The following is a 22493-nucleotide window of genomic DNA, read 5'->3' on the forward strand; positions in this document are numbered from 1 at the left end:
CGGGTGCAGCCGGATGCGGCGAACGGCCTAGCCGGCTGTGGCCGCGGGCTCGCCCGACCACTCGGTCGGCAGCGGGAGCGCGGCGGGGTTGACCGCGCGCACGATCTCGGTGAGCACCCGGCGGGTCTGGTTCTCGCCCACCCAGAGGTGCTTGCCGCCCTCGACGGGGATGAGGGTCATGCTCGGCACGCTCGCGAAGCGCTGCGCCGCCTCCTCGGGCCGCAGGTAGTCGTCGAACTCGGGGATCAGGGCGACGAGCCGGCGGCTGTCTCCCTCCCAGGCCGCGACCTCCTCCGCGCTCGCGCGGTGCAGGGGCGGTGAGAGCAGCACGGCTCCGTCGATGGGCTGCGAGAGGCCGTACTTGAGGGCGAGCTCGGTGCCGAACGACCAGCCCACGAGCCACGGATGAGGCAGGCCCCGCTCGACGACGAACGCCATCGCCGCGTCGACGTCGTGCCGCTCGTCGACGCCGTGGCCGAACGCTCCCCCGCTGGTCCCCCGCGGCGATGAGGTGCCCCGGGTGTTGAAGCGCAGCACGGCGAGATCCGCGAGGGCGGGCAGGCGGCCCGCCGCCTTGCGGAGGATGTGGGAGTCCATAAAACCACCGCCGGTGGGCAGCGGATGCAGGGTCACGAGGGTGGCGACCGGGTCGCGATCGAGCGGCGTCGCGAGCTCCCCGAGCAGCGTGAGGCCGTCGTCGGTGTGCAGCTCGATGTCGTCTCGGCGGGCGGGGAGCTCGATGCCCCCGCGGATCTCCTGGGCCATACCGACGGTCACGTCCTATCCGATCTTCCAACAGTGGTTGTGCCAGTGCCTGCGGTCGGCCAGCTCGACGGCCTCCCCGCGCACTCCCTCCGCGCGCCAGGCCACGAGATGCGCGGTGCCCGGCACGATCGTGAGACCGCACCCCGGGCAGACATACTCCTTGGTGGCTTGAACCGCCGAGACGGGCTGCACATTCCAGAGCACACCGCGTTTGGTCTCGGTGCGACGCCAGCCGGCGAGAACCCTCGCCACGTCGAAGTCGTCGTCGGGCTCGTCGCGCCGTCGTCCCCGTGGATGATTGCTGCGCGGCATACGACCAGTTTATGCGCGCTCGCACGGCCGCCGATCAGACCACGGTGTCGAGTCGCGCCTCCTCGATGTCGAGCATGCCCTGCGCGCGCGTCAGCACCCGCGACGGATAGGTGCCCCGGCTCCGGGCGTCCAGGAGGGCCGCCCGCTCCGCCTGCAGCACCTGCAGGCGCAGCTCCCGATACTGCATGTGGGGCATCTGAGCGACCTCCTCCGCGGCCTCGGCCCGCGATCGCTCCCAGGCCGACTCCTGCCGCAGCAGCGTGTCGCGCCGCACCCTCTCGATGACGTCCTCCGAGACCGTCATGCCGTCGGCCAGCTCGACGGTCGGGTTGTCGAGCACCGAGAGACCGGCCTCGCTGATCTCGTCGAGCAGGGTCGCGAACTCGCGACGGTCGACCGCGGCATCCGAGCCCCTGATGCCCGTCGCCTTGATGACCCACGGCAGGGTGCCGCCCTGCACGAGCAGCGTGGTGATCGAGACGGTGAAGGCGATGAGGATGAGCTGAGGGCGGTACGGGATGTCGGCGGGGAGCGATTGCGCGGCCGCGAGCGTGACCACACCGCGCATGCCCGCCCACGACAGCACCACACCGCCGCGCAGGCCCAGGCCCTCGGCCCGCAGCTGCTCGAGGTCGGTCGAGCGCCGTTCGTAGAGCTTCTCGGCGCGCTCCCGTTTACGGGCCAGCTTCGGGTTCTCCGCCTCGAGCTCCTTCGCTCGCTCGATGCCCTCCGCGAACCGCGCGAACGTCTTCACGAGCCGCCGCTCGCGCCGTCGCAGCGACAGGATGAGCGGGCCGATGAAGGCGAACCGCAAGACGATGAGCAGCACCGTCACGAGCAGCCCCACGTAGACCGCCTTGTCGACGCCGAGGTCGAACTCGTGCACCTGCCCGAGGATCGCCTTGAGCTCGAGCCCCATCAGCAGGAAGACGCCGTTCTCGAGCAGGAACTCGACGGTGCGCCAGTTGCTGCGCTCGTTGATGCGCTCCTGAGCGCCGAAATACCGCGCCCCGTTGTGCCCCGCGAAGAGCCCGGCCGCGACGACGGCGAGCACACCGGACGCACCGATCTCCTCGGCCGGGATGTAGGCGATGAACGGGACGACGAAGGAGATCGCCGTGTCGAGGATCGGGTTGTCGAGCTTCGAGCGGACGAAGACCGTCACGAAGCCCACGACGAGCCCGATCGCGACCGCGACGACCGCCGAGTAGGCGAACATGCCGACGGCGCTGCCCAGCTGGAAGTCGCTGAACGTCATGGCCGAGGCGGCGATCGCGGCCTTGAGCATCACGAGGGAGGTGGCATCGTTGACGAGGCTCTCCCCCTCGAGGATCGTGATGAGCCGTGCCGGCAGACCGAGCTTCTTGGCGATCGACGTCGCCGCGACTGCGTCGGTGGGGCTGATGACCGCGCCGAGCGCGATGGCCGCCGCGAGGTTGAGCTCGGGGAAGAGCGCGAACAGCAGGAAGCCGACGCCGATCGCCGTGACGATGACGAGCACGACCGACAGACTCGCGATCGTGCCGAGATTGCGCCGGAAGTCCATGAGCGGGACGTTGATGGCCGCCGCGTAGAGCAGCGGAGGCAGCACCCCCATGAGGATCCAGTCCGGTGGGATCTCCACGGGCGGAACCCCGGGGATGAACGAGTAGACGATGCCAACGACGACGAGGATGAGGGGTGCCGCTATGCCCAGTTTCTGGGAGAAGGCGGCCACCGTGACCAAGGTGATGACAGCGATCACCGCGAAAACAGTCAGCTCCATGAGGTCAGCCTATCGACGGCGGATACCCCGAATGGAAACGACGCCGACTAGTACCAGCCCTCGGCCTCGGAATGGGCCCACGCACCGCACGGGGAGCCGTAGCGGCCGGTGATGTAGCCGAGGCCCCATTCGATCTGAGTGCCGGCATTGGTCTCCCAATCCGGCCCTGCCGTCGCCATCTTGCTGCCGGGAAGAGCCTGTGGGATGCCGTAGGCACCGCTCGACTCGTTGCCGGCGTTGACCCGCCAGCCGGACTCCTTCGACCACAGCGCCACGAGGCACGAGAACTCGTCTTCGCCCCAGCCACGGGCCATGACGGCTCCGTGGGCGTACTCCTGCGCGGATCCGGGATCGGGGACGACCGAGGGCGGGACCCGGAAGACCGACGCAGCCGGCTCCTCCTCGACCACGACCGGCGGAGGCGGCGGCGGCGGCGGATCGGTGACCGTGTAGGTCTCCCTGGTCACCGTGTGCTCGTACCCGCTCGCGACGACGACGCTCTGCGCCTCGTGAGCCTGGAATCGCGGCGCGATCTGGAAATACGGAGAGGCCGTCGCGCCCGAGTACGGATCGACCACATTCACGAGCATGATGCCGATGGCGGCGAGGAAGCCGAAGCAGAACAGCGGGATGCGGCCCCTGGATCGGGGTCGGCTGACGGCTGCCCGAACCGGTGTGACCGGCGCAAGGGGCGCTAAGACGTTCGAATGCCTACCCACGGTTTACCGATTTTAGCCGACAGGCGCCTTTCTGCCCAATAGGGCTCGTTATGTTCAGCGAACGGCCAGCATGACGTCGATCACGCTGTCGAGCACGAGATCGACCTGCTGCTCGCGATAGCCGCCCCGTTGGGGGCGGAAGACGACCGTTCGCACCTCGTCGATGCTGAGCGGCACGTTCCGCTGGAAGTAGTTGGTGACGCGCTTGCCGAAGGCGTCGACATCCTGCCGGTTGTAGCCCACGGTGAGCACGCTCGTGCGGGCGAAACGCCGGCTGTCGGGCCTGCTGAGGCGGTTCAGCACCACCTGTGCGGTCTCACGGGCCTGCGCGAACCACGCGTCGGGGTCCGCTCCGCCGATGAGACGCTCGCGGGAAGCGAAGGCGTCCTCGAGCCGCTCGAGGGCCGCATCGACGTGCACCGTCGAGTAGCCGCCCTTCGTCATCCGGAACGCGGTGTGACGGATGTCGCGTGCCGTGAGGCCCACGACGTCGCTCCTGTCGCTGTCATAGGCCCGTCGCGCGAGAACGAGGAAGTCGTCGACCTCGTCGACGTCGTAACCCGGTTTGCTCTTGCGGGATCGTGGGAAGGTATTGCTCACCTGCCCATTGTGCCAAAGAGCCGCGGAAATGCGGCATCCGGGCCCCGGGAGTCGGCGAAAGGCTCAGCTGAAGAGCAGGAAGAGCACGTAGGTGGCGGCCGCGGAGGGCAGGATCGAGTCGAGGCGGTCGAGGAACCCGCCGTGGCCGGGAAGCCACGAGCTCATGTCCTTGATGCCCAGATCGCGTTTGATGAGCGACTCGGAGAGGTCGCCGAAGGTCGCGGTCACGAGGATGACGACGCCGAAGACGACGCCCACCCACCAGGGCTGACCGAGCATGAAGATCGCGAGGATGACACCGCCCACGATCCCGACGACGGCCGCGCCCGCGAAGCCCTCCCAGGTCTTCTTCGGGCTGATCGTGGGCGCCATGGGGTGTTTGCCGAAGCTGAGGCCCGCGGCGTAGGCCCCCGTGTCGACCGCGATCACGAGGATGAGGAACGCCAGCGTCCACCACTGGCCATTCGGCTGCGCGACGAGCAGCACGGCGAAACTGCCGAGGAACGCGACGTAGACCTGCACGAAGACGCCCGCGAAGATGTCGCGCACGAGCCCCAGGCCCGTCGTGCGCCGGGAAGGCGCCAGAAGCTCCGCGACCCGCCAGAGACCGACGAAGACGATTCCGGCCAGGGTCGCGAGCCATTGGCCGGCGGCGTCGAGATAATAGGCCGCCGGGATGATGGCGAGGGCGGCGATCACCGTCGGGATGCGCGGCACCGAACGACCCGCGTGACGCAGCGCGTTCGCGAGCTCGAAGGCGGTGAACCCGATGAGCACGCCGCCGAAGACCATAAAGAGCTCTTTGATGACGATGAGGCTGAAGAGCATGGCGACGCCGAGCACGAGCCCGATGAGCACCGCCAGGATCAGGTTGCGCCCCGTGCGCGCCTCGATCTTCTCGGTCGTCGCATCGATCTGGGCCCGGGTCGCCTTGACCTGGGCCTCGATGTCGGCGCGGGTCGCCTTCATCTGGGCCTGGAACTCGGCCCGATTGCGCGGCGGAGACTTGTGCGGCCCTCCGGCATTGTTACCGCCTGCACGCTGCGTCATGGCGAAGGCTCCTAGACCTCGAGGAGTTCGGCTTCCTTGCGTTTGAGCGCGTCGTCGATCGCGTCGACGTGCACCTTGGTCACCGACTCGAGCTCCTTCTCGGCACGGGACACGTCGTCGTCGCCGACCTCGCTCTTGAGCGCGTCGAGCTCGTCTTTCGCCCGGCGGCGGATGTTGCGCACCGAGACACGTGCCTCCTCGGCCTTGCCGCGCACGATCTTGACGAACTCCTTGCGACGGTCCTCCGTCAGCTCGGGGAGCGTCACGCGCACGATCTCGCCGTCGTTGCCGACGTTCGCGCCCAGGTTCGGCATCGACACGAGTGCCTTCTCGATCTCTTTGAGCGCCGACTTGTCGTAGGGAGTCACGAGCAGCGTGCGCGCCTCGGGGTTCTGCAGCGAGGCGAGCTGGGCGAGAGGCGTCGGGCTGCCGTAGTAGTCCACGAGCACCTTCTGGAAGAGCTGCGGGTTCGCACGGCCCGTGCGCACGGTACCGAAATCGTCTTTGGCGACCTCGACGGCCTTGTTCATTCGCTCGGTCGCATCAGACAGGACATCCGCAATCACGGGCAACTCCTTACGTTATGGCTTCGGATTAGTTTAACGCTCGGGGAGGTTTCGCCCGCGCGGTTCGACAATGACTCGTGGACAACGCTCGTGGACGGCCGCTCGCGTGGACGCTCGTGTCAGTAGCTGACGAGCGTTCCGAGGTCCTCCCCGAGGATCGCGGCGGTCACCGTGCCCGCCGGGTGCATGCCGAAGACGCGCATGGGCATCTTGTTGTCCATGCAAAGGCTGAACGCGGTCGAGTCGACGACCTTGAGGCCGCGCTGCAGGGCCTCCTGATAGGTGATGTGGTGGATCTTGGTGGCATCCGGGTTCGTGCGGGGGTCGTCGGAGTAGATCCCGTCGACGCCGTTCTTCGCGACGAGCACCACGTCCGCGCGGATCTCGAGCGCCCGCTGGGCGGCGACCGTGTCGGTCGAGAAGTAGGGCAGGCCGGCTCCGGCTCCGAAGATGACCACGCGTCCCTTCTCGAGGTGACGGATGGCGCGGCGCGGGATGTACGGCTCGGCGACCTGTGTCATCGCGATCGCCGACTGCACCCGGGTCTCGGCCCCGGCCTGATCGAGGAAGTCCTGGAGCGCGAGCGCGTTCATGACCGTGCCGAGCATGCCCATGTAATCGGCCCGCCCGCGATCCATGCCGCGCTGCGAGAGCTCGGCTCCGCGGAAGAAGTTGCCGCCTCCGACGACGACGGCGATCTCGACCGTCTGCGCGGCCTCCGCGATCTCGCGGGCCATCGAACTCACGACGTCGGGGTTCACCCCGAGCTCGCCGGCGCCGAAGGCCTCGCCCGAGAGTTTGAGGAGGACTCTTCGCCGACCGGTGGATTCTGACATGGGCTCGTGCGTCCTTCCCCTATGGATGATGTCTACGTTAGTGCGTGACGGAGGGCCGACGACTCACGGGCGTGAAAATCGCGGGCACAGAAAAGGAGCCCGAATCGCGGACGATTCGGACTCCTTCTCACACCGTGTTAGGCGCCGACCTTGAAGCGGGCGAAGCCCGTGACGGTGAGGCCGGAATCGGCGAGCACCTTCTCGATCGAGAGCTTGTTGTCTTTCGCGTACTCCTGCTCGAGCAGGGCGACCTGCTTGAAGTAGGCGTTGACGCGGCCGTCGATGATCTTCGGGAGGGCGGCCTCGGGCTTGCCCTCTCCGCGGCTGATCTCCTCGACGATACGACGCTCGTTCTCGACCTCTTCGGCCGGCACGTCGGCGCGGCTCAGGTAGCTCGGGTTGGCGAAGGAGATGTGCTGCGCGATGCTGCGAGCCGTCTCCGCGTCGTCACCCGTGTACGAGACCACGACGCCGACCTGCGGGGGCAGGTCTTTGTTGGTGCGGTGCAGGTAGATCGCGAACTCGGAGCCGGGGACGACGGCGACGCGACGCAGCTCGACCTTCTCTCCGAGGATCGCGGCGACATCTCCGATGAGGCCGGCGACGGTCGTTCCCTCGACGGGAGCGGCGAGCGCCTCGTCGAGGTTGGTGGCGCCGGCCGCGACGATCGCGTCGAGGACCGTGGAGCCGAGCTCGACGAACTTCGCGTTCTTCGCGACGAAGTCGGTCTCGCAGGCGAGCTCGATGAGCGTCGTCGACGAGTCGGTCTGCTTGGCGGCGACGAGGCCCTCGCTCGTGGAGCGGTCGGCACGCTTCGCGTTGCCCTTCGCACCCTTGAGCCGAAGGATCTCGGTGGCCTTCTCGAGGTCACCGCCCGCCTCGATGAGCGCGTTCTTGCTGTCGACCATGCCCGTACCCAGACGTTCGCGGAGCGTCTTGAGGTCTTCCAGACTGAAGTCTGCCATTTTCTTCCCTTTACTTGGTGTCGTCAGCCACGGGGGTCCTCCGTGGTGTGGTCGTGATCGAAACCTGGATCGTTACTTGTCGGCCGCTGCCGCGTCGTCCTCGGCCGCGACATCCGCGACGGCTTCGCTCTCGGCGGCCTCCGCGGTCTCGACGGCCGCCTCGGCCTCGATGCGCGCCTCGGTGTCGGCGTCGGACTCGACGTGGTGCTCCGGCACGATGGTCTCGTCGGCGGCGGCCTCGTGCTCGGCGACGACGGCGTCTGCGTCGTTCTCCTCGACGGGGACCTCGGCCGCGACGACCTCGGCGACGGCGGCCGTGTCGGCCTCGGTGGACTCGACGAGGCCGTCGACGGCCTCGATCTTCTCGGCCTCGCTGGCCGGCGTCTCAGAGGCCTTGAGCAGTTCTGCCTCCCACTCGGCGAGCGGCTCGACGGGGGTGTCGTCGCCCTCTTCGGGCTTCTGGTGGCGCTGGATGAGACCCTCGGCCGCGGCGTCCGCGATGATGCGGGTCAGCAGGCCGACGGAGCGGATGGCGTCGTCGTTGCCCGGGATCGGGTACTGCACCTCGTCGGGGTCGCAGTTCGTGTCGAGGATGCCGATGACGGGGATGCCGAGCTTCTTGGCCTCGTCGATCGCGAGGTGCTCCTTCTTGGTGTCCACGACCCAGAGCGCCGACGGCGTCTTGCTGAGGTTGCGGATACCGCCGAGGCTCTTGTGCAGCTTGTCGAGCTCGCGCTTCTTGATGAGCAGCTCTTTTTTGGTGAAGCCGCTCTTCGCGGTGTCTTCGAAGTCGAGCTCCTCGAGCTCCTTCATACGCGCGAGGCGCTTGGAGACCGTGCTGAAGTTCGTGAGGAGGCCACCGAGCCAGCGCTGGTTGACGTAGGGCTGGCCCACGCGCGTCGCCTGCTCGGCGATCGCTTCCTGAGCCTGCTTCTTCGTTCCGACGAAGAGGATGGTGCCGCCGTGGGCGACCGTCTCCTTGACGAAGTCGTAGGCCTTGTCGATGTAGCCCAGCGACTGCTGCAGGTCGATGATGTAGATGCCGGAACGCTCCGTGAAGATGAATCGCTTCATCTTCGGGTTCCAACGGCGGGTCTGGTGCCCGAAGTGCACGCCGCTGTCGAGCAGCTGGCGGATGGTAACGACGGCCATGAGCCGTTCTCCTGTTCTCGGCGCGCTCTGCACACGGCAGAACCACGCCACTCGGTTGTCTCCGGACGATCGGATGATCGTCTCTCCTGGTGCCCGGCGCACAACCGCGACGCTCTGAACGAGCGAGGACCGAATGGAGGTGTTGGCCGAATGGGCACGCGTAGTCACCCCGACGAGCGGAGTGCTACCTGAATGATAGCATCCCGCGCGCCCAGGCGACGGAGCCCGAGCGGTGCGCGGCCTACTGCGCCGGAGCGGGCTTGCCCCTGCGCACGACCGTGAGATCGTCCATGCTCTCGAGCGATCGTCCCTTCGTCTCCGGCACCGCGAAGAACACGAAGACGAACGACACGAGCGCGAAGAAGGCGTACAAGCCGTAGGTGAAGGCGAGCGAGAAGTCCGACAGGGCCGGGAAGGTCTCGGTCACGGCGAAGTTCGTGAGCCATTGCGCCGCGGCCGCGATGCCGAGCGCCTTTCCGCGGATGCGGTTCGGGAAGACCTCCCCGAGCAGCACCCAGACGAGCGGTCCCCAGGTCGCGCCGAAGGCGATGACGAAGAGGTTCGCGGCGACGAGTGCGATCGGGCCCCACGCGCCCGGCAGCTCCGGCGCGTCGTTGACGAGCTGCGCCTGCGAGAACGCGAGGGTCATCGCCCCGAGCGAGATCGCCATGCCCGCCGAGCCGATCAGGAGCATCGGGCGGCGGCCGACCTTGTCGACGAGCAGGATGGCGACGAAGGTCACCGCGACGTTGACGACCGAGGTGAAGACCGAGATGCCGAAGGAGCTGTCCTCGCCGAAGCCGACCGAGCTCCAGAGCGAGGTCGAGTAGTAGAAGATCACGTTGATGCCGACGAGCTGCTGGAACATCGAGAGCAGGATGCCCACCCAGACGATCGGCATGAGCCCGAACATCGGGCCCTTGAGCGAGGCCGTGCGCGAGTACTCCTTGTCTTTCGCCAAGGATGCCTCGATCTCGTCGATCGCGCCGTCGACCTCGTCGGCGGGCATCACGCTCGCGAGCACCTTCCGGGCCTCCTCGCGTTTGCCTTTACCCGCCAGGTACCGTGGCGACTCGGGGAGCCTCCAGGCCAGCAGACCGTAGACGAGGGCCGGGATGGCGCAGACCACGAACATCCAGCGCCAGGCGTCGCCGTCGAACCACAGCGGCTCGTTCGCGCCGCCCGCGATGTTGGCCAGGAGCGTGTCGGAGAGCAGGGCCGCGAAGATGCCGAGGGTGATCGCGAGCTGCTGCAGCGAGGCGAGGCTTCCGCGCACCGCCTTCGGCGCGATCTCGGCGATGTAGGCGGGAGCGATGACCGAGGCGATGCCGATCCCGAGGCCGCCGATGATGCGCCAGAGGATGAGATCCCAGACGGCGAAGGCGAGGCCCGAGCCGATCGAGCTCACGAGGAAGAGCCCGGCGCCGAGGAGCATCACGGGGATGCGGCCCCAGTGGTCGGCCAGCCTGCCGGCGAAGTACGCGCCGACCGCGCAGCCGAGCAGCGCCGAGGCCACCGCGAAACCGCTGAGGAGGGGCTGGGCCTCGAGCCCGAAGTCCTGGGTGATCGCGTCGACCGCGCCGTTGATGACCGAGGAGTCGAAGCCGAAGAGGAAACCGCCGAGGGCGGCCGCGATCGACAGTGCGATGACCTTCCGCCGCAGTCGCTTGTCCGTCTGACCCGACTGCCGGTTGTCCGATCTGCCCGCAACGCTGCTCGACATCTTCACTCCCCACGATCGACGCACGACCACGCCGGACCGGGCCGTGCTTGTCTACGCCGAGCATATGCCCGCACGCGCATCCCGGGCGAGAATCCGCACGCCGTGTGTCGGGTGCTCCGGAGCCGACATAATGAAGAGGCTTCACCCGGGGGAAAACGGAGATCGTATGACGCAAACCGCCGCACCGACCGCAACGGGGAAGCCCCGCCGCGCCGCGCTCGTGCTCACGACGCTCATCCTCGCGGCGGGGGTGGCGAACCTCAACCTCTCCGTCGCCAACGTCGCGCTCCCCGACATCGGCACGAGCCTCGACGCCTCGCAGGCGGCGCTCAACCTCATCGCCGTCGGGTTCTCGCTGGGCCTCGCGGCATCCGTTCTCTATCTGGGCGCGCTCGGCGACCGCTACGGCCGCAAGCTCATGCTCGTGCTCGGCATGGTCGTGAGCCTGCCCGCCTGCGTGATAGCGGCGACCGCCCCGACCGTCGAGATCCTCTTCGCAGCCCGGCTGCTCGGCGGCCTGGGCGCGGGCATGGCCTACCCGACGACCCTCGCGCTCATCACCGCCCTCTGGTCCGGACGATCGCGCATCGCGGCCATCGCGCTGTGGTCGGCGATCGGCGGAGCCCTGTCGTCGCTCGGCCCGCTCACGGCCGGCGCCATCCTCGGCGCCGCGGCGTGGGGCTGGGTGTTCCTCATGACCCTGCCGCTCGCCGTCGTGACACTCGTGCTCGTTATCGTGCTCGTGCCCTCTCACGTGAACGAGACGAAGGATCCCGTCGACAACGCCGGAGGTGTGCTCTCGGTCGTGCTCATCGGTTCGCTCGTGCTCGGCATCAACTTCGTCGTCGTGCCGGGCATGCTCACGACCGCGTGGGTCCTCTTCGCGATCGCCGTCGTGAGCGGGGTGCTCTTCGTCCTCCGGCAGCTGCGGGCGCGTGTTCCCCTCTACGACCTCCACTACGCCAGACGCCGGACCTTCTGGGTCGGGGCCCTCGGCGGCATCATCGTCTTCGGCTCGCTCATGGGCGCCCTCTACATCGGCCAGCAGTACATGCAGAACGTGCTCGGCTACTCGCCCCTGCAATCGGGTCTGGCGATCCTCCCGTCGACGCTCCTGATGGTCGTCGCCGGCCCCGTCTCGGGCCGGCTCATCGGCCGTTACGGCTCGCGCGCGACGATGCTCGCCGGCTTCGCCTTCTGCCTCATCGGCTTCATCGTCATGTGGACCTTCTGGGATGTCGGCAGCGGCTACCCCGTCGTCGGCATCGCCTATGCGGCGCTCGGCATCGGCGTCGGTCTCTCGGGCACGCCGACGACGCACAGCCTGACCTCGTCGGTGCCGGTCTGGAAGGCCGGCATGGCCTCGGGCACGGCCGATCTGCAGCGCGACCTGGGCAGCTCGATCCTCACCTCCATCCTCGGCGCGATCCTCACCGCGGGCTATGCCGCGTCGATCGCCTCCTCCGTCGCGGGCGCTCCCGCGAACGTCCAGAGCGAGGTGACGAGCGGCATCGAGACGACCCTCCAGAAGTCGTTCAGCAGCGCGGAGATGACCGCGCAGCAGTATCCGCAGTACGCCGAGGGGATCACCTCGGCGGCTCGGGACTCGTTCCTCGCCGGTGCCGACTGGGCGTATCTCGCAGGGATGCTCTTCGTCGTCATCGGCATCGCCGTCGTGTTCTTCCTCTTCCCGAAGAAGAAGCCGGAGTTCGTGCTCACGCAGAAGTACGAGGCCGAGAGCGACGCCGGGCCGGTCGCGGCGGCCCGCTGACGGCGCCGCGGCGCCGGGCCGGTCGCGGCCCCTGCACAGCAGCGTGTCGATCCCGGTCGACGCACGAGTGCTGAGGATGCCGCCCGCCCGCGCCTGCGCGCATCCGACACTGGGGGCATGCGCCGATCCCACACCCCTCTTCCCGCCCGTCTCCGTCGTTCGTGTCCCTGCTTCTCGCGGGGTCGCCCGCTCCGCGTCTGCGTCCGCCTCGCTTTCCGTCTCCGCCCGAGCCGCCGCGCGCTCGGCCGCTCGGCCCTCGCCGGTCTCGCTCTCCTCGCGCTCGCGCTGATGCTCGGGGCGGGGTCGGCGACGGCCGAGACGCCCAGCGCCCCCGGCGGAGGCGAGCGCCCCACGGGCACGGATGTCGCGGCAGCGGGCACCCCGTGGCTGTGGCCGCTCGACGGCCGCAACCCGATCGTCCGCGGGTTCGAGGCGCCGCCCCACCCCTACGGCGCCGGGCATCGTGGCATCGACATCGCGGCGACGCCCGGTCAGCTCGTGCGGGCGCCCGCGGCCGGAACCGTCTCCTTCGCCGGCGTCGTCGTCGACCGCGGTGTGCTGTCGATCGCGCACCCCGGCGGCCTCGTCTCGAGCTACGAGCCCGTCGAGACACAGCTCGCCGAGGGCCGCTCGGTGAGCCCCGGCGAGGCGATCGCGACGATCGACGGCACGAGCCACTGCGGTTCGAGCTGCCTGCACCTCGGTGTCAGACTCGACGGCGAGTACGTCTCACCTCTTCTGCTGCTCGGCGGCATCGAGCGGGCCGTGCTGCTGCCCGTCGTTCCCGCACGATGAACGTCCCGGATGAAGCCCTCTGCGAGGTCGTGCGCGAGGCCGCGACCCGCCCGGGGTCGCGACTGGGCCGGTCAGGCTCGCGGATGGGCGAGATGGTAGCTCTGCTTGAGCCGTTCGGCCGAGACGTGGGTGTAGATCTGGGTCGTCCCGAGGCTCGCGTGACCGAGGAGCTCCTGCACGGAGCGCAGGTCCGCTCCCCCGTCGAGCAGGTGGGTCGCGGCCGTGTGCCTCAACGAGTGCGGGCCGGCCGGGCCGGAGCCGGGCAGCTCCTCGAGCAGGCCGGCGACCAGGCGGTAGACCGACCGGGTGCCGAGCCGGGTGCCGCGCGAGCCGATGAGAAGGGCACGCCGGGCGTCGGCGCTCGGCTGCGGGGCCGGGTCCGGGTCCGGGGCCGGGTCAGGCGAGCCGCCCCGGTCGCCCGAGCGCAGGAGCAGCGGCATCCGCCCCCGATCGAGGTAGTCGACGATCGCGGATCGCGCGGGAACCCCGAACGGCACCACGCGCTCTTTCGAGCCCTTGCCGAGAACCCGCACGGTGAGCCGGTCGAGGTCGACGTCGTCGCGGTCGAGGCCGACGAGCTCGGAGACGCGCACGGCGGAGGCGTAGAGCAGCTCGATGATCGCCAGGTCTCTCAGAGCCACCGGGTCGCCATCGGCGGCCCGGGCGGCGAGGCCGGCGAGGATCCCCTCGATCTGGGCGCGGCTGATCACCCGCGGCAGAGGCTGGGCCGTCTTCGGCGAGGTGAGCCGGGCTCCCGGATCCGTTCCGAGCATGCCCGTACGCGCGAGCCAGGCCGAGAGGCTTCGCGCCGCGGCGGCACGGCGGGCGATCGTGGCCCGGCTGAGCCCGGCGCGGGTCGCCTCCCACAGCCAGTCCCGCAGCGCGTCGAGGGTCAGCGCGTCGAGGGTCGGCGCGTCACCACCCGCGCCCCTCCGTTCGAGGAACAGCCGGAGCGCTCGGAGGTCGGAGTGGTAGGCGCGCACGGTGTTGGGCGAGAAACCGCGCTCGGCCTTCAGATAGACCTCGAAGTCGTCGATCGCCGCCGCCAGCTCCATACTCCCAGCATGCTCGTCTGCACCCGGAAACGCGGGAGCCACGCGCGCCTCAGGCCGCGGCGTCTCAGATTGCAGACGGCTGCGTGTGCCGCGAGAACGCCTCGATGCGCTCCTCGGGGCTCAACGCCTCCATACGATCGAGGAAGTCCGCGTCGAAGCCCGCAACCCGCTCGAAGTCGCCGATCGGCACGGTCGAGTGCACGGTGCGGTCGCCGTAGACGTGCACGAGGTTGATGCTCTGCGCCCCGTCGACCCCCGAGAGCTCCCGCACGGGTGCGCTGAGATCCATCGTGTAGCAGGTCGCGGCGGCGACCGACACGGGGATCCCCGCGAACGTGCTCGTGGTGGAGTAGTGCAGGTGGCCGCCGAGGATCGCGCGCACGTCGCTGCCGGAGACGACCTCCGCGAGCTCGTGCTGACGCTGCAGCTCGAGAATGGTCATGACCGCGAGCGGCGTCGGCACGGGCGGGTGGTGCAGTGCGAGCAGGGTGCCGTGCGGTGCGGGAGCGCTCAGCTCGGCGCTCAGCCAGTCGAGCTGCTCGCGGGCGAGCTCGCCGTGGTGGTAGCCGGGCACCGTCGTGTCGAGCACGATGAGCCGCAGCCCGCCCAGACGGTAGACCCTGTCGACGGGGTCGAGGGAGGCGGGCTCGCCGAGCAGCTGCTCCCGGAAGCGGTTCCTCTCATCGTGGTTGCCCATGACCCACACCAGCTGTGCGCCCAGCCGCTCGACCGCGGGCTCGATGATTCCCCTGACGCGCGCGTAGGCATCAGCCTCGCCGAGGTCGGCGATGTCGCCGGTGATGACGACGGCCTCAGGGCGGATGCCGGATCGCTCGAGCTGCTCGAAGGCCCGCTCGACCGTGCGATCGGTGTCGACGCGCCCGTAGAGAGCCCGATTGCCGCCCAGGAAGTGGGTGTCGCTCAGATGCACGAGAACGTGATCGGGCTCGCCGTGCTGCCCCATCTGGACGTGCCCCGCCTGACCTTCAGCTCGAATCTCCGACATCGCTCCTGGCCCTCCCGACCGGCTTCCCCGATCGCCGATTCGCCTCCAGACTACGGCCATCCGCCGACAGCGCCCGCCCATCCTGCGGCCGAGGAATCGACGCCGCTTCGATGGCTGATTTTGCGACACAAAGCGGTCACATCTGCGTCATCGGGATTTACGCGCGGGCGGCCGAGGGTAATAGTTGGCAGTACCGCCGTCGAGGGGAGCCGCTTGTGCCGCACTACACCAGGTCATTCGTCGGGGCAGGTCTCATCGTCGCGGTTCTCGCGCTCGCCGCCTGCTCCCCCGCCTCCGACACCCCGTCCGGGAACGCGTCGACGGCGACCGTTCAGCCCGGCCAGCTCGTGGGAACCTGGACTCTCGAGGCGAGCTTCGACTCGCCCGAGCAGCCCTACGTCGCCTTCGTGCAAGACAGCACCTGGAGCGCCTCCGACGGCTGCAACCGGGTGCAGGGCACTTGGGAGGTCACGAGCACGGGTGCGCTGACGACGACCTCGGGTCCGCAGACGCGGATGGCGTGCGAGGGTGCGCAGCTCCCTCTCGCCGTCACCCTGGCCGACTCGGTGCGCGTCGACGGAGACACCCTCGTCATCACGGGCTCCGACGGGGCCAACACGACCACCCTCGTCCGCACGACGGATTCGACGGTCGGGCCGCAGGGCCTGCCGATCGGCTACTGGGTCGCCCGCACGACCTCGACCTCGCCCTTCCTGTCGATCAGCGCCGACCGGAGCTTCACCGGGAGCGACGGCTGCAACACGATCTCGGGCACGTGGGAGTCGACCGAGGCCGAGACCATCACCCTCACCATGGGAGCGTCGACGCTCATGGCCTGCGACGGCGTCGACCAGTGGCTGAACCAGGCGGCGACGGGGCGGGTGCGCGCCGGCGTCATGACGATGGAGGCAGCCGACGGCACGGTGCTCGGCCAGCTGAACTCCATGGGGAGATGACCGTCCGTGGCCAGACCGGCTGACCGTTCGTTCACACCCCGCCGGCCGACCCGGGCCAGCGTCTCCGGCCGCGAAGCCATCGAGTTCCTCTCCTGGCATTCCCGCATCACGACGGACTCCCCCGAGTCGTTCCACGCGATGCTCAACGCCGTCGTCTTCGACGACATGACCATCACCCGGCTCCGGCACACCCCCGCGACCGTCGAGCGCACCCGGCAGCTCGTCGACAGCCTCGTGGTCGGCTCGACCCTGATCTTCGTCAAGACGGGCCTGCTGTGGGTGAGCCAGGGCGATTCGAGCTTCGAGCTCACGGCCGGCTCGGTGGGGATCCTCTCCGGTTACGAGCCGTACACCTTCGTCAACCCGGAGCCCGTCGACGCGACTCTCGTCGTTCTCAGACGCGGCGCCTTCGCGATGAACGGGCTCCCCGGCTTCGAGCAGGAGGCGCGGCTGCTGCGCTCGACCTCGTTGAGCCGCTCGACCAGTCTGCTGCTCGAGGGGCTCTCCGCCGATTTCCCGCGGCCCGGCTCGGTCGAGGGAACGGCGACTCAGCGTGCGGTGCAACACCTGCTCATCGGCATCCTGCTCGGCTCGCACGAGGAGAACTCGCGCGTCGACAAGCGCAACGCCGCGACCATCGCCCAGGCGATGGTCTTCATGGCGGCGAACAGCGGCAAAGCCGACCTCACGACGGCCGACATCGCAAACGCCTCGGGCGTGTCGATCAGACATCTGCAGCGGATCCTCGCCGCGACCGGGACCTCCATCGCCCAGGTCTTGCGCGACAACCGGCTCCGCGCGGCGTGCGGCCTGCTCGTCGACGAGGCGTGGAAGACCTCGACGCTCGAGCACATCGCGCTCGCCTCCGGATTCGGTGGCGCGGGCAGGATGCGCCGCACCTTCCAGACCGCGTACGGGATGACCCCGGCCGAGTACCGCGCGAACCCTCCGAGCGGCACCGCGAGCGCCCTCCAGCCGGTCCCCTCCCCGCCCGGGCGCTGACGCCGCGCGAGGAGAGGCGCAGCCGAGATCAGACGGTCTAGACCTCGGTGCTCGAGATCGCGGCCAGGATGAGGTCCGTCACCTCATCGACGTGGCTGATCATCGGCACGTGCGAGCTCTCGATCTCCACGGTCGTGGCACCGGCCCGCTCTGCCATGAACCGCTCGGCCTCCGGCGGAATGATGTTGTCGCTCGATGCGACCAGGTACCAGCTCGGGATCGCCTTCCAGGCCGGGGACCCCGACGGGATGCCGAGCGAGGCGAGGGCTCCGGGTCGCTGGCTCACCGCGAGCGCCTGGGCCTCGGGCAGCGGGAGGTCCTGGGCGAACAGCCGCGGGAAGTGCTCCGGGTCGATGTAGGCGTCGGCGTCGCCTTCGGCCGCCCCCGGGAAGGGCCGGATGACGAGGTGCTCGGTCACCTCGGTGTGCCCGCCGCCGAGCTCGTTCGCCTGCGCGACCGCCTCGCCCTCGTCGAGCGCGTAGGCCGTGATGTAGACGAGCCCGGCGACGTTCTCGTTGCCGAGAGCCGCGTTGGTGATGACCGCACCGCCGTAGGAGTGCCCCACGAGCACGATCGGGCCGGGGATGGTCGAGAGCACGGCGCTCAGGTAGGCGGCGTCGGCCCCGATGCCCCTCAACGGGTTCGCCGGTGCGAGAACCGGGTACCCCTTCTCCTGGAGTCGTTCGATGACACCGGTCCAGCCGGATGCATCGGCGAACGCTCCGTGCACGAGTACAACTGTCGACGAGCTCATTGTCCTTCTCACTTTCTGATGGGGCGCCGCTAGGGCGCGAGGGTGGTCTGCTCGGCGAGGGGCAGCCAGACGATCGAGGCGCGGATCTGCGGCGATGCCTTCTCGAAGGTGCTTCGGATCTGCTCTTCTCCTTCGCGGAAATGAGTCCAGCCGTCGAAGTGCACAGGCACGGCGACGCGAGGCTCGAGAAGGCCGAGGAGCGTGACGGCCTCCTCGGCCGTCATCGAGTACCGGAGGCGGCCGGTGACCCCGAACTCGACGCCGCCCAGATGGAGCACCGCGACATCCACGTCGAGGTCGCGCGCGAGCTGCCGCAGCGCGGGGTAGAGCACGCTGTCGCCGGAGATCCAGAGGTCGGTCTTCGGGGAGTCGCCGAGCCGCACGGCGAAGCCGATGACGTCGCCGACGATCGGATGACTGAGCGGCGGTCCGTGCCGGCACGGCGTCGCGGTGATCCGGAGGTCGCTGCGGCCGGGCGCGCTGAGCGTGGTCGTCTCCCCGGGCAGCAGGCCGCGCACGGTGTCCATTCCGTCAGCTCCGAGACGGCGACGACCGCTCCGGGTGGTCACGACGACCGGCACCTCGGGCAGCAGGGCACGGCCGGCGTCGTCGAGGTTGTCCGCGTGGTGGTCGTGGCTGAGCAGCACCGCGTCGATCGGGCCGAGGCTCGCGGCATCCGCAGCCGGCCCCTCGACTTTCGTCGAGGCCGAGCCGAAGCCGAAGGTGTACCGACGACCCGGCGGGTCGAAGGTGGGGTCGGTCAGCAGCCGCCACCCTCCGATCTCGGCGAGCACGGTCGGACCGCCGAAACGGGTCAAGCGGATGTCGGCCACGATCCCTCCCCGCCTCTCGGCCTCTCTCAGGCCGGGAGGGAGCGATCGAGGTGGGCGGAGCTCGCGTTCGCGACGGCCCAGTCGAGGGCGTGGTCTGCGATCGCCTCCCAGCCGGGCTCGCCGCAGGTGAAATGCGAGCGCCCGGGGAACTCGACGTACTCGGTCAGCGCGGCCGACTTGTCGTAGTGGCGCGCGTTCGACTTGTTCACCGACGGCGGCATGATGTGGTCGGCGCCGCCGGCGATGAACAGCAGCGGGGCGCGCTCGTCGAGGTCGTAGTCGACCCAGGTCTCCTGGTGTCCCGGCTTGTAGTTGGCGATGAGCCCGTAGGCCCAGACCCAGTTGCCGGGGGCGGGGATGTGGTAGCGCTCGTAGACCGCGTCGGACTCCTCGCGTGTGAGCGTGTTGGTGAAGGTGTAGTGGAACTGCTCGGGTGTGTAGCCGAACGCGCCGTGGAAGGTCTTGGGGTCGCTCAGGATCGGGAAGAACGACTTGAGCTGCGAGGCCGGGGTGACCCGCACGCCCTCCGTGGGGGCCGAGTCGATGGCGACGGATGCCACGCCGAGTCCTTGCGCGGTGAGCAGCTGCGTCAGCGTGCCTCCGAAGGAGTGGCCCATGATGATCGGCGGCTCGTCGAGCCCGCGGATGAACTCCGCCAGATGCTCGACGGTCTGCGGCACCGTGAGCTTCGCGATGAGCTCCGGGTTCTCGCGGAGCGCCTCCACCTCGATCTCGAAGCCCGGGTAAGTGGGAGTGAGCACCCGGTAGCCCTTGGCCTCGTAGTACGGGACCCATTCCTCCCAGCTGCGTGGTGTCATCCACAGGCCGTGGATGAGCACGATGGTGCGCGGTTCCGGGTGCGAAGCGCTGTTCGACATGTCGTTCCTCTCGCGGGGATCTCAGTGGGAATGCACCGAGTGTCCCAGGCGGGGATCGCTCACCGGACCACGTGAAGCGCGTAGTCTTCCGCGCTCCGATCGAGGCCGGCTGCTACCAGCGTCGGCGCACGGTGCCCTGGGGCCCGGCGACCGGGCTCGCCGTCCGTTGTCGTGCACCTCGGGTGCTTCGTCGTGCACCTCAGGCGTCGCGCGCCAGCTGACGCCGGGAGCTGACACCGAGCTTCCGGAAGACCTTCCGGAGGTGGTAGTCGACCGTGTTCGGGCTGATGAACAGCGTCTGCGCGATCTCCGCGTTGGTGGCGCCGGCCGCCGCGAGCCGGGCGACGGCCTCCTCCTGCGGAGTGAGGCCGGGGGTGGTCTCGATCGCGACATCCTTCGTGCGCCGCCCCATCGCGTCGAGCTCCCGGCGCGCCCGGGCCGCGAACGACTCGGCCTGCATGTCATCGAAGTGCGCCACCGCGATGGCGATCTGCACACGGGCCTCGCGTCGGCGACGCGAGCGGCGGAGCCATTCGCCGTAGAGCAGGTGCGCTCTCGCCCGATCCGACCGGGCCTCGGTCTGCGACAGCCATTCGATCGCCGAGAGATACAGCGCTTCGGCGCTCTCGTCGTCGGCGAGCAGGGCGTCGCAGCAGGCGAGGGAGCCCAGCGCCCACGGCGAGCGGTTGGCGGTCGCGATCCTCCGGAGCATCTCCGCGGCCTCCGCGGCCTCGGTCGGCCGCCGGGAGCGGACGGCGGCCTCGACGATGTCGGGGAGCACGTTGTCGGTGACCTGGATGAAGGGCTCTCGCAGCAGTCGCTCGAGCCGCTCGTACGCCTGTCGATAGCGGCCGTCGGCGAGGTCGAGCACGGCCATGCCCATGTCGGCGATGCACACCGCCCCGCCGAAGCCGAGGGCGTCCGAGGCCTGGCGGGCGACCTCGATCTTCCGGCGGACCTCGAGGCCGCCCCCGCGCCATCCGAGGTAGCTCGCGTTCTTGTAGAGCTCGCTCAGCTCGGGGGTGAAGCCGATCGCCGGGCGCAGCTGGTTCACCTCGGCCAGCAACGCCTCCGCCGTGCCGAGGTGCCCGAGGCGGGCTTCGACGAGGGATCGGGTCCACAGCACCGCGTCGAGCGCGGCGAGGGCCCCGGCCGCTCGCGCGACCTCCGCGCCGCGCTGCAGAACCCTGCGGAGTGCCGCTTCGTCCCAGAGGCCGAGTGCGACCACCACCCCGAGAAAGCTGAAGCGGAGATGGTCGCCCGGGCCGAGCTCCTCCGACTCGAGCATCGCGAGGGCTGCGCGGAGCGGTTGGACGGCGTCTTCGTACGGACCGTGGATGTAGGCGGCGAGGCCGCGCAGCAGAACGGCGCCCACGGTCACGTCGTGTGGCTCGAGCAGGCCGGTCGCCGCCTCGGCTATCTGCCGGAGCGTCAGGCCGTCGGCATCCCACTGCACGGTGAGCATGGATTCCAGGGCATGCACCATCGCCTCGCGCGCCAGTGCCGGCTCGTCTCTGCCGAACGCCTCCCCGGCTTCCAAGAGAAGCCGGGGCGTGACCGTGACCGCCCGATATCCCCCGGTCAGGGCCTGCACCCTCGCCCTCGCCATCAGCACCCTGCCCCTCGACACCCGATCCAGCTCGCGATCGTCGAGCAGATCGAGCAGGTCGAGCGTCTGCCGGGCCGCCCCCGCCGTCGCAGCCGCCTCTGCCGCGGCGATGATGCGCGCACGCCGCCGCTCGGGATCCGAGGTGAACGTGACGGATCCCGACAGGAGGGAGGCACGTGAGGAGAAGCCGCCCCGCTGCCCCGCCCGATCGGCCGCCTGCTCCAGCTCCGACGCGACGGACTCGTCGGGGCCGACCGTGGCTGCCGCTCGGTGCAGGGCGTGGAGATCGGCATCGCGCTCGGGGGTGACGGCCGCGAGGGCACGGTGCACACGCCGCCGCTCGGCGTCGACGGCACCCCCGTAGACGGCCGACCGCACCAGCGGATGCCGGAATCCGAAGGCGGGCCGCACGACGACGAACCTCTCGTATTCGGCGATCTCCCCGGCATCCGCGTCTAGGCCCAACGACTCGGACGCGGCCGTGATGCGGACGAGATCCCCGCTGGGCTCCGCCGCGGCCACGAGAAGCCAGCGCTGCACGTCGTCCGGCAGCGCTCGGACTCGTCGAAGGTAGTGCTCCTCGAGATGCTGCCCCAGCGGGATCGGCTCCGGCAGAAGAGCGGCGCCCGCGAGCTGCTGCGCCGTGAGCTCGTTCGCGAGGTCGAGGATGGCGAGGGGATTCCCGTGGGTGGCAGTGACGATCTGCAGTGCCGTCGGCGCGGGCACCTCGCAGGACACGACGAGCTGGAGGAGGGCTCCGGCCGACTGCTCGTCGAGACCGCCGACCTCCAGGACGGGGAGCCCGGCGAGATCGGCGGGCATCCCGTCGTCGCTCCGGACGGCGAACAACAGGCCCATGCTGTCTGCCTGGATCCTGCGGGCGACGAAGGCGAGAACCGCACGCGATTCGATGTCGAGCCATTGCGCATCGTCGACGCAGACGAGAAGCGGCCTCTCGCGCGCATGCAGCGCGAGGAGGGAGAGCAGCCCCAGACCGACGAGGAATCGGTCGGGCGGCGGCCCGGGGCTCTGGCCGAGCGCGACTCCGAGCGCCTGCTGCTGGGGTGCGGGAACCCGAGGCAGAGCCCCGATCGCCGGGAGGGCGAGCCGATGGAGGGCGGCGAAAGAGAGCGACGACTCCGCCTGCACCCCGCTGATCCTGATCACGGTGGCATACGACGAGCTCTCGGCGGCGGCGTAATCGAGAAGACGGGTCTTTCCGACGCCCGCCTCGCCGACGAGCACGATCACCCCGCTGATGCCTGCGCGAGCGGCGTCGAGGAGGTCGTCAAGCACTCGCCGCTCGCTTTCGCGGCCCAGGAGGGAGTCGTCCGGCTTCTCGTCGATGGCCAGAGACTATCGGGCGGAGCTCGCGAGTCGA

21 protein-coding genes are annotated in these 22493 nt (G+C 69.4%); 4 read left to right on the plus strand and 17 right to left on the minus strand.

Annotated features, from left to right (window positions below; all coding sequences use genetic code 11):
• Window positions 1–27: 27 nt before the first annotated feature.
• The 11 genes from CLV54_RS06155 to CLV54_RS06205 all read right to left on the minus strand — a co-directional run bounded on the left by CLV54_RS06155 (window position 28) and on the right by CLV54_RS06205 (window position 10453).
• Window positions 28–765, minus strand: coding sequence for an alpha/beta hydrolase (locus tag CLV54_RS06155; RefSeq protein WP_100344053.1), 738 nt, complete (start codon window positions 763–765; stop codon window positions 28–30).
• Between the two features lie 15 nt (window positions 766–780).
• A complete protein-coding gene (locus CLV54_RS06160) occupies window positions 781–1077 on the minus strand; it encodes a hypothetical protein (RefSeq protein WP_100344054.1) in 297 nt (98 codons plus the stop codon).
• 34 nt (window positions 1078–1111) lie between these two features.
• A complete protein-coding gene (locus CLV54_RS06165; protein WP_100344055.1) occupies window positions 1112–2842 on the minus strand; it encodes a cation:proton antiporter in 1731 nt (576 codons plus the stop codon).
• Window positions 2843–2889: 47 nt separating this feature from the next.
• Window positions 2890–3561, minus strand: a complete 672-nt coding sequence (locus CLV54_RS06170; protein ID WP_100344056.1) for an aggregation-promoting factor C-terminal-like domain-containing protein — start codon at window positions 3559–3561, stop codon at window positions 2890–2892.
• Between the two features lie 54 nt (window positions 3562–3615).
• Complete coding sequence (locus CLV54_RS06175; RefSeq protein ID WP_100344057.1) at window positions 3616–4161, minus strand: DivIVA domain-containing protein; 546 nt, start codon at window positions 4159–4161, stop codon at window positions 3616–3618.
• Between the two features lie 63 nt (window positions 4162–4224).
• Window positions 4225–5211 carry a phosphatidate cytidylyltransferase gene (locus CLV54_RS06180; RefSeq protein WP_245861426.1) on the minus strand — a complete coding sequence of 329 codons (987 nt, stop codon included), beginning with the start codon at window positions 5209–5211 and terminating at the stop codon, window positions 4225–4227.
• An 11-nt stretch (window positions 5212–5222) separates the two neighbouring features.
• The gene (frr, locus tag CLV54_RS06185; protein WP_100344059.1) at window positions 5223–5777 is read right to left on the minus strand and encodes a ribosome recycling factor; all 555 of its coding nucleotides are present in this window, start codon (window positions 5775–5777) and stop codon (window positions 5223–5225) included.
• A gap of 119 nt (window positions 5778–5896) precedes the next feature.
• The gene (pyrH, locus tag CLV54_RS06190; RefSeq protein ID WP_100344060.1) at window positions 5897–6613 is read right to left on the minus strand and encodes a UMP kinase; all 717 of its coding nucleotides are present in this window, start codon (window positions 6611–6613) and stop codon (window positions 5897–5899) included.
• 137 nt (window positions 6614–6750) lie between these two features.
• Window positions 6751–7578, minus strand: coding sequence for a translation elongation factor Ts (tsf, locus tag CLV54_RS06195; RefSeq protein ID WP_100344061.1), 828 nt, complete (start codon window positions 7576–7578; stop codon window positions 6751–6753).
• A 72-nt stretch (window positions 7579–7650) separates the two neighbouring features.
• On the minus strand, window positions 7651–8730 hold the full coding sequence (gene rpsB, locus CLV54_RS06200) for a 30S ribosomal protein S2 (protein WP_100344062.1): 1080 nt from the start codon (window positions 8728–8730) through the stop codon (window positions 7651–7653).
• A gap of 241 nt (window positions 8731–8971) precedes the next feature.
• Window positions 8972–10453, minus strand: a complete 1482-nt coding sequence (locus tag CLV54_RS06205) for a sugar porter family MFS transporter (protein ID WP_170061958.1) — start codon at window positions 10451–10453, stop codon at window positions 8972–8974.
• Between the two features lie 166 nt (window positions 10454–10619).
• On the opposite strand from CLV54_RS06205, the gene CLV54_RS06210 reads away from it, so the two are divergent.
• Both CLV54_RS06210 and CLV54_RS06215 read left to right on the plus strand, forming a co-directional pair.
• Window positions 10620–12224: an MFS transporter gene (locus CLV54_RS06210; protein WP_100344063.1), complete on the plus strand. Its 1605-nt coding sequence runs from the start codon at window positions 10620–10622 to the stop codon at window positions 12222–12224.
• Between the two features lie 117 nt (window positions 12225–12341).
• The gene (locus tag CLV54_RS06215; protein ID WP_100344064.1) at window positions 12342–13019 is read left to right on the plus strand and encodes a murein hydrolase activator EnvC family protein; all 678 of its coding nucleotides are present in this window, start codon (window positions 12342–12344) and stop codon (window positions 13017–13019) included.
• 71 nt (window positions 13020–13090) lie between these two features.
• Here CLV54_RS06215 and CLV54_RS06220 read toward each other — a convergent pair whose 3' ends face one another.
• Complete coding sequence (locus CLV54_RS06220) at window positions 13091–14074, minus strand: tyrosine-type recombinase/integrase (protein WP_100344065.1); 984 nt, start codon at window positions 14072–14074, stop codon at window positions 13091–13093.
• 64 nt (window positions 14075–14138) lie between these two features.
• On the minus strand, window positions 14139–15080 hold the full coding sequence (locus CLV54_RS06225; RefSeq protein WP_425430260.1) for a phosphodiesterase: 942 nt from the start codon (window positions 15078–15080) through the stop codon (window positions 14139–14141).
• 110 nt (window positions 15081–15190) lie between these two features.
• On the opposite strand from CLV54_RS06225, the gene CLV54_RS06230 reads away from it, so the two are divergent.
• Complete coding sequence (locus CLV54_RS06230; RefSeq protein WP_157802830.1) at window positions 15191–16036, plus strand: META domain-containing protein; 846 nt, start codon at window positions 15191–15193, stop codon at window positions 16034–16036.
• A gap of 6 nt (window positions 16037–16042) precedes the next feature.
• Window positions 16043–17038 carry a helix-turn-helix domain-containing protein gene (locus CLV54_RS06235; RefSeq protein ID WP_100344068.1) on the plus strand — a complete coding sequence of 332 codons (996 nt, stop codon included), beginning with the start codon at window positions 16043–16045 and terminating at the stop codon, window positions 17036–17038.
• A gap of 37 nt (window positions 17039–17075) precedes the next feature.
• Here the strand turns inward: CLV54_RS06235 and CLV54_RS06240 are convergent, their stop codons facing one another.
• The 4 genes from CLV54_RS06240 to CLV54_RS06255 all read right to left on the minus strand — a co-directional run bounded on the left by CLV54_RS06240 (window position 17076) and on the right by CLV54_RS06255 (window position 22465).
• Entirely contained in the window at window positions 17076–17792 is a 717-nt protein-coding gene (locus tag CLV54_RS06240; RefSeq protein ID WP_100344069.1) for an alpha/beta fold hydrolase, read from the minus strand.
• 29 nt (window positions 17793–17821) lie between these two features.
• A complete protein-coding gene (locus CLV54_RS06245) occupies window positions 17822–18625 on the minus strand; it encodes an MBL fold metallo-hydrolase (protein WP_100344070.1) in 804 nt (267 codons plus the stop codon).
• Window positions 18626–18651: 26 nt separating this feature from the next.
• The gene (locus CLV54_RS06250) at window positions 18652–19503 is read right to left on the minus strand and encodes an alpha/beta hydrolase (protein WP_100344071.1); all 852 of its coding nucleotides are present in this window, start codon (window positions 19501–19503) and stop codon (window positions 18652–18654) included.
• A gap of 199 nt (window positions 19504–19702) precedes the next feature.
• On the minus strand, window positions 19703–22465 hold the full coding sequence (locus CLV54_RS06255; RefSeq protein ID WP_342745264.1) for a helix-turn-helix transcriptional regulator: 2763 nt from the start codon (window positions 22463–22465) through the stop codon (window positions 19703–19705).
• Between the last annotated feature and the right edge of the window lie 28 nt (window positions 22466–22493).

Source organism: Compostimonas suwonensis (genome assembly GCF_002797855.1).
Taxonomy (GTDB): domain Bacteria; phylum Actinomycetota; class Actinomycetes; order Actinomycetales; family Microbacteriaceae; genus Compostimonas; species Compostimonas suwonensis.